Origin of the sequence: Microbacterium sp. NPDC056569 (genome assembly GCF_042793475.1) — a bacterium.
GTDB lineage: Bacteria > Actinomycetota > Actinomycetes > Actinomycetales > Microbacteriaceae > Microbacterium.
On sequence record NZ_JBHTUV010000002.1, the window covers coordinates 410,400 to 421,067 of the forward strand.

Annotated in this window: 10 protein-coding genes; 7 read left to right on the plus strand and 3 right to left on the minus strand. The window is 70.7% G+C overall.

The features are described from left to right. Positions 1–4 precede the first annotated feature (4 nt). Positions 5–2,074, minus strand: a complete 2,070-nt coding sequence (locus tag ACFQ7C_RS04260; RefSeq protein WP_378898252.1) for a hypothetical protein — start codon at positions 2,072–2,074, stop codon at positions 5–7. Positions 2,075–2,307: 233 nt separating this feature from the next. Between ACFQ7C_RS04260 and ACFQ7C_RS04265 the strand changes: the two genes are divergently transcribed. The 6 genes from ACFQ7C_RS04265 to ACFQ7C_RS04290 all read left to right on the plus strand — a co-directional run bounded on the left by ACFQ7C_RS04265 (position 2,308) and on the right by ACFQ7C_RS04290 (position 6,815). After that, complete coding sequence (locus ACFQ7C_RS04265) at positions 2,308–3,069, plus strand: AzlC family ABC transporter permease (protein WP_378898254.1); 762 nt, start codon at positions 2,308–2,310, stop codon at positions 3,067–3,069. Next, positions 3,066–3,380 (plus strand): AzlD domain-containing protein, encoded by a 315-nt coding sequence (locus tag ACFQ7C_RS04270; RefSeq protein ID WP_378898256.1) that lies wholly within the window; start codon positions 3,066–3,068, stop codon positions 3,378–3,380. The genes ACFQ7C_RS04265 and ACFQ7C_RS04270 overlap by 4 nt, the downstream gene beginning before the upstream one ends. Before the next feature lie 51 nt (positions 3,381–3,431). Continuing rightward, positions 3,432–3,797 (plus strand): DUF6113 family protein, encoded by a 366-nt coding sequence (locus tag ACFQ7C_RS04275; protein ID WP_378898258.1) that lies wholly within the window; start codon positions 3,432–3,434, stop codon positions 3,795–3,797. 88 nt (positions 3,798–3,885) lie between these two features. Continuing rightward, on the plus strand, positions 3,886–4,206 hold the full coding sequence (gene fdxA / locus ACFQ7C_RS04280; RefSeq protein WP_018170155.1) for a ferredoxin: 321 nt from the start codon (positions 3,886–3,888) through the stop codon (positions 4,204–4,206). Between the two features lies 1 nt (position 4,207). Further along, a complete protein-coding gene (gene dapC, locus ACFQ7C_RS04285) occupies positions 4,208–5,329 on the plus strand; it encodes a succinyldiaminopimelate transaminase (protein ID WP_378898260.1) in 1,122 nt (373 codons plus the stop codon). A gap of 187 nt (positions 5,330–5,516) precedes the next feature. Beyond that, positions 5,517–6,815 (plus strand): citrate synthase, encoded by a 1,299-nt coding sequence (locus ACFQ7C_RS04290; RefSeq protein ID WP_378898261.1) that lies wholly within the window; start codon positions 5,517–5,519, stop codon positions 6,813–6,815. Positions 6,816–6,899: 84 nt separating this feature from the next. On the opposite strand, the gene ACFQ7C_RS04295 is transcribed toward ACFQ7C_RS04290, so the two are convergent. Next, positions 6,900–8,342, minus strand: a complete 1,443-nt coding sequence (locus tag ACFQ7C_RS04295; protein WP_378898262.1) for an MFS transporter — start codon at positions 8,340–8,342, stop codon at positions 6,900–6,902. A 171-nt stretch (positions 8,343–8,513) separates the two neighbouring features. Between ACFQ7C_RS04295 and ACFQ7C_RS04300 the strand changes: the two genes are divergently transcribed. After that, a complete protein-coding gene (locus ACFQ7C_RS04300) occupies positions 8,514–9,083 on the plus strand; it encodes a TetR/AcrR family transcriptional regulator (protein ID WP_378898263.1) in 570 nt (189 codons plus the stop codon). 93 nt (positions 9,084–9,176) lie between these two features. Here the strand turns inward: ACFQ7C_RS04300 and dapD are convergent, their stop codons facing one another. After that, complete coding sequence (gene dapD, locus ACFQ7C_RS04305) at positions 9,177–10,133, minus strand: 2,3,4,5-tetrahydropyridine-2,6-dicarboxylate N-succinyltransferase (protein WP_378898264.1); 957 nt, start codon at positions 10,131–10,133, stop codon at positions 9,177–9,179. Positions 10,134–10,668: the final 535 nt, after the last annotated feature.

The window sequence follows — 10,668 nt, forward strand, 5'->3', positions numbered from 1 at the left end:
GTCCTCAGCCCTTCACCGTCACGGTGACCGGGCGCGCCGCCGTCGACCCCGCGGCGTTGGAGAGCACCGCGGTGAACTCGTACGTGCCGGGAGCGAGTGCGCCGAGCGACGTCGTCGCGCGCTGGGCGCCGGGAGTCGCCGCCGTGAGCGTCTGACGGTCGACCTCGACGCCGTCCTGGAACAGCACGTACTCGGTCGCGTTGGTGCCCCACCACAGGTTCGCCGTGATGGTCACGTCGCCGGTCCGGACACCCGAGGCGCTCAGTGCCGAGACGGCGGGTGCGGCATCCGTCACCGTGACCGCGAGACTCCGCGATCTCGACTCGCCGTGGGGATTGAGCGCGATGAGCTCGTACACGTACGTGCCGTTCGTCCGGCCGGCGATGTCGAACGTGGCGCGCTGCGCGGCAGGGGACACCCCGGCCACCGACTGCGCGCCGAGCAGCGTGCCGTTCTCGTAGAGCTTGACCACCGTCGCGTTCTGGCCCCACCAGAGGTCGGCCGTCACGCGGTAATGGCCGTCGCGGAGGCCCGTGTCCCAGCCGTTGTCATGCGACAGCGAGAACACGCCGGGCACCGCGGTGGCGACCGGCGTGCCCGACGCGAGGACGCCGGCGCCCGCGCCGGCGCGGACAGCCTGGGCGACCTCTCCCACCGGTGTCAGCGCGTACGCGTAGGCGTCCGCGGGATCCCAGCGCACGGCGGGCGACAGCGGGGTCGCGGCGCCGGCGTTGTACGCCGCGAGCACGTCGACGATCTCGCCGTCCACGAGCGTGTCGGTGGCCGAGAGCTCCGTGCCGCCCCAGCCCGCGATGATCCTCGACACGCTCGAGGGATCCACGAGCTCGACGGCGTTCGACTCGGCGACGATGCTGCTCTCGCGCCCCGCCCCCCAGTAGTACTGGAAGAACGCGGAGCCCGGGTGCGAGGCCTGAGTCGTGGCATCCGTCTGCTCGTAGAGGTTGTTGTAGACGTGCACGTCGCCGAACCGCACGCGGGGACCGCGCTGGCCGATGTCGGTCCACCGGTTGTGGTGCTGCGTGACGCGGTGCTGTCCGCGATCCTGCAGGCGCGAGTCCGACGAGCCGATGATGTCGGTCTTGTCGTGATGCTGCAGCCAGTTCCACGACATGGTCACGAGGTCGGAGCCGTGGGTGATGTCGACGAGCCCGTCGTGCACTTCGAACGGGCGCCCGTAGACCGCGTCGAGGCTTGCCGCAGGGTGGTCGCCGTCGTCGAACGTGTTGTGGTCGATCCACACGCTCGTCGACGTCCACACCGAGAGGTTGTCGTACGCCGAGTTCCAATTGCCGCCGGCGTCGTTCGCGTCCCATTGCGGGAAGCAGTCGTACGCATCGGAGAGCGTGAGGTTGCGCACGATCACGTTGGAGGCGTCGCGGATGCGCAGGGACGCTCCGACCACGCGCGCATCGTCGCCGACGCCCACGAGGGTGACGTTCGAGCCGATGTGCTGCAGCGTGAGCCGCGCCTGGAGCGCCGCGGCTTCCACGCGAGCGGCCTCGAGCGGTCCGGAGGGGTCGATCCCCGGTCCGAACGCGGCGATGTAGTCGTCCATCGAGAATGGCGTGCCGCTTCCCGCGACGGTGATCTGGGCGGCGATGTCATCGCAGGTCGTCCGCGTGCCGTCGGCGCGCAGCCACGGGTCGAGCGTGCCCGTGACGTAGACGATGCGCGGCACGGTGTTGTAGCGCGCATCGTTCTGCGATCCGCCGGCCCGGCCGGCGAGGGCGTCTCGCAGCTGCTGCCACGTACCGGCGACGTACACGTCCGCGGGGGACGCCGAGGAGCCGCCCGTGGTCGGCGCGGCCAGGCGCTGCACGCGCTCGGGGTAGGTGTAGCCGCTCCACGACGCCCAGCCGTCGCCGGGCGCGATGGCCTCGCGGCCGAGGTCGACGGACGGTGCGGGACCGGGTTCGGCGGCTGCGGCGGTCGCCGGCGAGGCGGGCAGCACGAGCGCCGCGGCCAGGCCTACGGTGGCGACTACGGCGAGTGGGCGGGGTCGTCGGGAGCGCGGCGGCGCGGCGCGCTCGGGCAGGGCTGACGGCGTTCGCATGGGACTCCTTCGTCCTGTGCAGAATCCGTGATGAGGACGACGCGGGGGCGATCGTGAAGCCGAGGAAGCGTTTTCTGCGGGTTCACCGCCAGCATGGCAAGCCGAAATGGAAAGCGCAATCCCCGGATGCTGCGGCCTTGAGCCTTCTCCCGTGCGCGGCCGCACCGCCTGGCGGGCCACCGACCCGCACGCGGACCGGCGGCCGGTGTCGGACCCGTCGGTAGCATGACGAGGTGACCCTCGATCCGCACTTCGACGACGCGCACAGCGCCGGCGAGGGGAGGCGGGCGGTGCGCGAGGGGCTGGGCGTCGCCCTTGCGACGAGTGCCTACGGCATCTCGTTCGGGGCCCTCGCCGTCGCTTCCGGTCTCGACATCTGGCAGACGTGCGTCCTGAGCCTGGTGATGTTCACCGGCGGGTCTCAATTCGCCTTCGTGGGGATCGTCGGCGCCGGGGGACTGGCCGCCGTGCCGGCGGCCATCGCGTCGTCGGCACTGCTCGGCGTGCGCAACGTCGCCTACGGCATCCGGATGTCTCCGGTGATCGGCGCGGGGTTCTGGCGCCGTGCCGCCGCCGCACAGTTCACGATCGACGAGTCGACGGCCGTCTCCCTCGCGCAGCGTTCGCCGCACGCGCGGACGCTCGGCTTCTGGGTGACGGGCATCGGGATCTACATCGGCTGGAACCTGTCGACGCTCGCCGGTGCACTGCTGGGAGACGTGCTCGGCGACGTGCGGGCGTACGGGCTCGACGCCGCAGCGGCCGCGGCCTTCCTGGCGTTGCTGTGGCCGCGTCTGCGCACCCGGCAGCCCATCGTGGTGGGCGTGGCCGCGGCCGTCGTCGCGACGGTGCTCACCCCCGTCCTCATGCCCGGCCTCCCGGTGATCATCGCGGCGGTCGTGGCGATCGTCGTGGGCTGGACGAACTGGCTGGGCAGGAGCGAGAGCGTGGCCGCCGAGCCCGACGACGTCGCCGAGAGGGAGGGGCTGCCGTGACCATGTGGACCGCCATCCTCGTGGCCTCGATCGTGTGCGTCGCGCTGAAGACCGTCGGCTACCTCATCCCGGCGAAGTGGGTCGAGGCGCCCACCCCCATGCGCATCGCCGACCTCCTCACGGTGGCCCTCCTCGCCGCGCTCGTCGCGGTGCAGACCCTCGGCGCCGGGCAGGCCGTCGTCGTCGACGCGCGGGTTCCGGCGGTGCTCGTGGCCGCCGGGCTCCTGCTGCTGCGTGCGCCGTTCCTCGTCGTGGTCATCGCCGCCGCGCTCGTGGCCGCGCTGCTGCGGCTCTGGGGCTGGGCGGCGTAGGCCGTCGTCCGCCGGCAGCGGTCGACGGGGGCCTGTCGGTACGATCGAGTCATGCGCCCCTCCGTCCCGGCCCGCATCGGCAGCTGGATCATCGCCCTGCTGGTGGGCCTGGTCTACGGGGTGGCCGGAACCGTCGCGCACGCCTACTCGATCGGCTGGTTCCCGCTCGGACTCGTGCTGGCCGTGATCGGCTCGGGCGCTCTGCTCCTCGCGGTGCGGCTGCTCACCTCCGACCGCTGGGCGACCCTCGCGACAGGTGCCGGCATGCTGATCTCGACCCTCGTGTTCTCGGGCAGCGGCCCCGGCGGCTCGGTGGTGGTGCCCCAGACCGGGCTCGCCGTCGTCTGGACGTTCGCGGTGCCGATCCTGGTGGCGTTCGCGGTGGCCTGGCCGGATCGGGTCGCCACGCCCGAGTGAGCCCGCGCGTCGCGCGGCGGAACGCCGGCGGACGTCGCGGCTGCGCCCGGGGCGCGGGGTCGACCCCGCTCCGAAGTAGACTGGGCCCGTGACGTACGTGATCGCCCTTCCCTGCGTGGACGTCAAGGACCGCGCCTGCATCGACGAGTGTCCCGTGGACTGCATCTACGAGGGCGACCGATCGCTGTACATCCACCCCGACGAGTGCGTCGACTGCGGCGCGTGCGAGCCGGTCTGTCCTGTCGAGGCGATCTACTACGAGGACGACCTGCCCGACGAGTGGCAGGACTACTACAAGGCCAACGTCGAGTTCTTCGACGACATCGGCTCCCCGGGCGGCGCGGCCAAGGTGGGCGTCATCCACAAGGATCACCCGATCATCGAGGCGCTTCCGCCCCAGGAACACTGACGTGGGGGTCGCCGACCTCGCCGACTACCCCTGGGATGCCGTCGCGCCGTACGCCGCGCGGGCGCGCTCCCATCCGGACGGCCTCGTCGACCTGTCCATCGGGTCGCCCGTCGACCCCACGCCCGCGGTCGTCGCCGACGCGCTCCGCGCCGCGACCGACGCGCACGCGTACCCGCAGACCGTCGGCACCCCGTCGTTGCGCGCGGCGATCGCGCGCTGGTACGACCGGCGCCGCGGCGTCACCGGGCTGACCCCCGAGAACGTGCTTCCGACGGTCGGGTCGAAGGAGCTCGTGGCGCTTCTTCCGCTGCTGCTCGGCCTCGGCCCCGGTGACGTCGTCGTGCACCCCCGCGCGGCCTATCCCACCTACGAGGTGGGCGCGCGCCTGGTGGGTGCGACCCCCGTCGCCGCCGATGACCCGGCGGAGTGGCCCGAGGGCACGCGTCTCGTGTGGGTGAACTCTCCGGGCAATCCCGACGGCCGCGTGCTCGACGTCGGCGCCCTGCGCGCCGCGGTCGAGCGTGCCCGCGGTCTGGGTGCCGTGCTGGCGTCCGACGAATGCTACGCGGAGCTCGGATGGGATGCCCCGTGGGACGCCGAACCGGTGCCCTCGGCGCTGGACCCGCGCGTGACCGGAGGCGACCTGAGCGGCGTGCTCTCGGTGTACTCGCTGAGCAAGCAGTCGAATCTCGCGGGCTACCGCGCCGCGTTCCTCGCCGGCGATCCGTCGGTCGTGGCGCGCCTGCTGACGGCGCGCAAGCACCTCGGCCTCATGCTCCCGCTGCCCGTCCAGGCGGCGATGACGGCCGCGCTCGAAGACGACGCCCACGTCGCTGCGCAGAAGGAGCTGTACCGGCGCCGCCGCGAGGTGCTGCGTCCGGCTGTCGAGGCGGCCGGTTTCCGCATCGACGCGAGCGAGGCGGGGCTGTACCTGTGGGCCACAGAAGGACGCGACGCGTGGGAGAGCCTCGGACGCCTCGCCGACCTCGGCATCCTCGCCGGCCCCGGGCACTTCTACGGCACCCACTTCCCGCAGCACATCCGGCTGTCGCTCACGGCGACCGACGAGCGCATCGCCGCGGCGGCCGACCGACTCCGTGCGGCATCAGAATTGTCGATCTGAGGATTCCTCCATCGGATGCTGCGGGCCTTTGGCCGTGTCAACAGTATGCGCAGCAGCGCACTAGGCTGTAAGAACGCGGTGACGCGGCATCCCCCGTCCCGCCCCTCCGTTCTGCTGCAGTGCGCCCACGGCGTCGCACAGGACCGGACGACACCCCCGGTACGACCAGAAATCGCGAGGAGGCGCCGTGAGCGAAGCGGGCACCCAGCAGGAGAAGGCCACCCTCACGATCGGTGACAGCACCGCCGAGTTCCCGCTGCTGCGGGGCACCGACGGGACGCCGAGCGTGGACCTCTCCACCCTTACCCGCCAGACCGGCTACACGGCGCTCGACTACGGCTTCGTGAACACTGCGGCGACCAAGTCCGCGATCACCTACATCGACGGCGACCAGGGCGTGCTGCGCTACCGCGGCTACCCGATCGAGCAGCTCGCGAAGAACAGCACGTACCTCGAGGTCGCGTGGCTGCTCATCTACGGCGAGCTGCCGAGCGCCGACGAGCTGGCAGAGTTCGACGAGAAGATCCGCCGGCACACGCTGCTGCACGAGGACCTCAAGCGCTTCTTCTCGGCTCTGCCGCACACGGCTCACCCGATGTCGGTGCTGTCGTCGGCGGTCTCGGCGCTCTCGACGTACTACGAGCACCAGTCCGACCCCAACAACCCCGAGCACGTCGAGCTGAACACGATCCGCATGCTCGCGAAGCTGCCCGTGATCGCAGCGTATGCGCACAAGAAGAGCATCGGTCAGGCGTTCCTGTACCCCGACAACTCGCTCGGGTTCGTCGACAACTTCCTCAAGCTCAACTTCGGCGTGCTGTCGGAGGTCTACCAGGTCGACCCCGTCATGTCGCGCGCGCTCGAGCGACTGCTCATCCTCCACGAGGACCACGAGCAGAACGCGTCGACCTCGACGGTGCGCCTCGTCGGCTCGACCGGTGCGAACCAGTTCTCGTCGATCTCGGCGGGCATCAACGCGCTCTACGGTCCGCTGCACGGCGGGGCGAACGAGGCCGTGCTCGACATGCTGGCGCGCATCCGCGACTCCGGCGAGAGCGTGCAGCGCTTCGTCGAGCGGGTCAAGAACAAGGAAGACGGCGTGAAGCTCATGGGCTTCGGGCACCGGGTGTACAAGAACTACGACCCGCGCGCGAAGCTCGTCAAGGAGTCTGCCGACGAGGTGCTGTCGGCCCTCGGCGTGAGCGACCCGCTGCTCGATCTCGCCAAGGAGCTCGAAGAGATCGCGCTCAACGACGCCTACTTCCAGGACCGCCGCCTGTACCCGAACGTCGACTTCTACACCGGCGTGATCTACAAGGCGATGGGCTTCCCCACCCGCATGTTCACCGTGCTGTTCGCCATCGGGCGGCTGCCCGGCTGGCTCGCGCAGTGGCGCGAGGCCGCGAGCGACCCGCAGACCAAGATCGGCCGCCCGCAGCAGCTCTACATCGGCGCGGCTGAGCGCAGCTACCCCGGTCTGTCCTGATCCGGAACGATCGACGGATGCCGCGCCCCTGAGTGGGAGCGCGGCATCCGGTGTCTCATCGGCCGTCGGCGGACGCAGGCGCCGTCATCGCGCCTCGGCGAAGGCCGTGGGCTCGTCCGCGTCTTCGAGCGGACCGGGTGCCGCAGCATCCGTCCCTCGTCGGGGCCGCACGGTCAGCACCAGGACCGCCGCGACGACCGCGCCGGCCGCGAGGGTGAGCCAGGCGACGGCGTAGCCGTCGAGCGCGGGGGCGCCGCCGGGCTCGACCGCGCCGAACACGACCGCGGTCGTGAAAGCGGAGCCGATCGCCGAGCCGATGGTGCGCAGATTGGCGTTGACGCCGGTCGCGATGCCGGTGCGGTCGGCCGGCACGCTCTCGACGATGATGCTCGCCGTGGATGCGTAGGCCAGGCCGATGCCCAGTCCGAACACGCCGCCCGCGATGGCCAGGGTGACGAGGGTCTCGTGGTCGAGCACCGCGAACACCACACCGCCCGCCATCAGCAGTGCGCCGAGCGACATCATGAGCCGCAGCGGGATGACGCGGGCGATGGCGCCCGTCGCGAACCCGACGCCCGACATGCCGATGAGGAGCGGGAGCAGCGCCAGCCCGGCGGCCTGGACGCCGAGGCCGAGCCCCCAGCCCGAACTCGCCGGCGTCTCGAGGAACTGAGGCAGGTACCCCCAGAAGCCGAAGGCGGCGGCGCCGATGAGGAGTGCCGCGGCGTTCACGGGCCAGATCGCCCTCGAGGCCATGAGCCGGAGGTCCACGAGCGGCTCGGCCGACCGGAGCTCGAAGATCACCCATCCCGCCATCAGCAGCACGGCGGCGGCGAAGAGGCCGAGCGTGAGCGGCGAGGCCCAGCCCCACCGCGCACCGGAGCTGAGCGGAACCAGCAGGGCAATGAGCCAGCCCGACAGGAGCACGGCCGACAGGACGTTCACGCGTCCGACGGCGCGCAGGCCGGCGGGCGGCACGAGCATGAACGTGAGCACGATGCCGGCGGCGGCGGCCACGAACGGGACGGCGAAGATGCCGTGCCAGCCGAGCAGCTCGGCGAGGGGACCCGCGAGGACGCTGCCCGCGGCGCCGCCGATGCCGATGATGGCGCTCGTGGCGCCGATCGCGCCGGTGAGCTGGTGCCGGGGCATGACGTCGCGCAGCAGGCCGAACGCGAGCGGGAAGAGCGCGCCGCCGACCCCCTGCAGCACGCGGGCGAGGATCAGCACCTCGAGGTTCGGAGCGAACGAGGCGATCACGTCGCCGATGGCGACGACCGCGAGCACCGCGAGGAAGGTGTTGCGGCGCCCTCGCAGATCGCCGATGCGTCCGAGCAGCGGTGTGGCCACGGCGGCCGCGATCAGCCAGGACGTGTTGGTCCACGATGCCGCATCCGCCGTCACACCGAAGTCCGCGGCGATGAGGGGGATGACGGGGATGACGAGGTTCTGGAGCAGTGCCAGCGACGCGACGCTCAGGGCGATCGCCGCGAACGCTGCGCGAGGTGTGAACGGGACAGTGGGCATCGACGGGCCTTCCGATGGGTGCGGATCCGATGAATGCGGGATAAAGTGGAGGGAGGTCTCCGAACGGAGGATGCCTCCGTTTTGAGATTAGCGGAGGGTTCCTCCGTTTCGCAACCGGAGATCTCGCCGACGCCGGAAGGCGCGGCTCGGGCACATCGGGAGGGTGCGGTCATGGCGGTCGTCGAGCGGATCTCCGCACTGGATGCGCGTCGTCCGCAACGGGCCGACGCCGCGCGGAATTTCGACGCGCTCGTCGCCGCCGGACGGGCGGCCTTCGCCGAAGAGGGGTCCGCGGCCTCGCTCGAAGACATCGCCCGCCGCGCGGGCGTCGGGATCGGGACCCTCTACCGCAACTTCCCGACGCGCGACGACCTCATCGAGACGCTGTACCTCGGCGAGGTCGACGCTCTCGCGAGCGCGGCCGACGAGGTCGCCGGTCTCGAACCGTGGGAGGCGCTGCGCGCCTGGCTCGACCGCTTCGTGTCGTACGTGGGCACCAAGCACGCCCTCCTCGACGGGCTCAACCGCCGCTCACCCGTGCTGGCGGAGTGCCGCACGATCATGCTCGCCGCGGGCGAGCCGCTGCTCGAGCGAGCCCAGGCCGCCGGGGTCGTCGACCCGGACATCTCCATCGGCGATGTGGTGAAGCTCGTGTCAGGAGTCGCAGCCGTCGCCTCGTTCGACGATGAGGCGCAGCGACAGCGCGTGCTGAACCTCGCGATCAACGCGATCCGCCGCTGACCCGTCGGGCCCGGATGCGCGTCGCGGCGGATCGGCCCCGGAAACGAGCGAGACCGCCCCGTCGTGGTCGACGAAGCGGTCTCGTGGCGGAGCTCAGGCGTGGAGCGCCTCGTTGAGCGTGACGCCGACGCCTGCGCGGCGCACGGCTTCGACCGCTCCGGTGAGCGAGTTGCGGCGGAACAGCAGTCCCGCGCTGCCGGAGAGGTCCGCGCCCTTCGCGGTGGGGAGCGTCCCGTCGGCGCGCCGCGGCTCGTCGGCGAGGACCACCTTGGTGCCGGCGGTCACGTAGAGGCCGGCTTCGACGACGCAGTCGTCGCCGAGCGAGATGCCGATGCCGGCGTTCGCTCCGAGCAGTGTGCGTGCTCCGACCGACACCTTGTGGGTGCCGCCGCCCGACAGTGTGCCCATGATCGACGCGCCACCGCCGATGTCGCTGCCGTGGCCGACGACCACGCCCTGCGAGATGCGGCCCTCGACCATGCTCTGGCCAAGGGTCCCGGCGTTGAAGTTCACGAAGCCCTCGTGCATGACGGTGGTGCCGGGGGACAGGTGGGCGCCGAGGCGCACGCGGGATGCGTCGGCGATGCGGACGCCGGGCGGCGTGACGTAATCCAGCAGGCGCGGGAACTTGTCGAGCCCCTGCACCTGGATGCCCTCGCGCGCGAGGAAGGGACGCAGTCGCGTCAGGGCGTCGGGGTGCATGGGGCCGGCGTTGGTCCACGCCACGTTGGGCAGGTGAGCGAAGACGCCGTCGAGGTTCACCTCGTTGGGGCGGACCAGCAGGTGCGAGAGCGCGTGCAGCCGCAGGTAGGCGTCGGGCGTCGACGTCGGCGCGGCATCGAGGTCGGCCTCGATCGCGACGACGTCGACGGTGACCGAACGGCGAGGGTCGGCGACCGCGAGGCGGTCCAGTTCGTCCGGAGGCATCTGGGGGTCATAGCCCAACGGGATCCGTCCGGCAGCGGGGGAGGGGAACCACGTGTCGAGCACGGTTCCGTCTTCGGCAGTCGTGGCGAGGCCCACGCCCCACACCCATCGTTCTTCGCTCATGCCTCAACGCTAGCGCGCGGGTTGGGGGCTGGTTCCGCGTGTTTGCGGGGTTGTGGGGGTGCGACACGCCCGGGATGTGGGGTGGATTCGACGTGGGGGTGGGTTCGGCGTAATGTTCTTGTTGTTCGCCCCAAAGGGTAGAGCGGAAGGCCGGAAGGTCTGGCTCCCCTCAAGCAGCGAACCACCCCATCTGTTCTGCTCCTGGTGAGTGGGCCGGTTCCGGTTTAGGATGGGTTTCTTCCACTTCTGTGTGTCGTCTGGTCGGCGGCTGTGGTGGGGTCTTGTGCCTCGCCGAGCTGGTTTGACAGGCGGGCCGGGGTGTGTAAGATAGAGAAGTTGCCCCGCGGAGATGGCTGAGAAGCCGGAAAGCGGGTGCGTCCGATCTTTGAGAACTCAACAGCGTGCACTTGTCAAATGCCAATTTTTTTCTCTGTCGACCAGTTTTCTGGTTGGTGGGGGTCTTTTTTGGATCAATTCATGGATGTCAGTTTGATATTCGTTTTTGGTCATGATTGAACTCGCTGCTTTCGACCGT

Excerpts from the sequence above, each read along its gene's own strand:
- ACFQ7C_RS04260 (WP_378898252.1), bottom strand. The coding sequence starts at position 2,074 with ATGCGAACGCCGTCAGCCCTGCCCGAGCGCGCCGCGCCGCCGCGCTCC.
- ACFQ7C_RS04275 (WP_378898258.1), top strand. The coding sequence starts at position 3,432 with ATGCGCCCCTCCGTCCCGGCCCGCATCGGCAGCTGGATCATCGCCCTG.
- ACFQ7C_RS04295 (WP_378898262.1), bottom strand. The coding sequence starts at position 8,342 with ATGCCCACTGTCCCGTTCACACCTCGCGCAGCGTTCGCGGCGATCGCC.
- ACFQ7C_RS04300 (WP_378898263.1), top strand. The coding sequence starts at position 8,514 with ATGGCGGTCGTCGAGCGGATCTCCGCACTGGATGCGCGTCGTCCGCAA.
- dapD (WP_378898264.1), bottom strand. The coding sequence starts at position 10,133 with ATGAGCGAAGAACGATGGGTGTGGGGCGTGGGCCTCGCCACGACTGCC.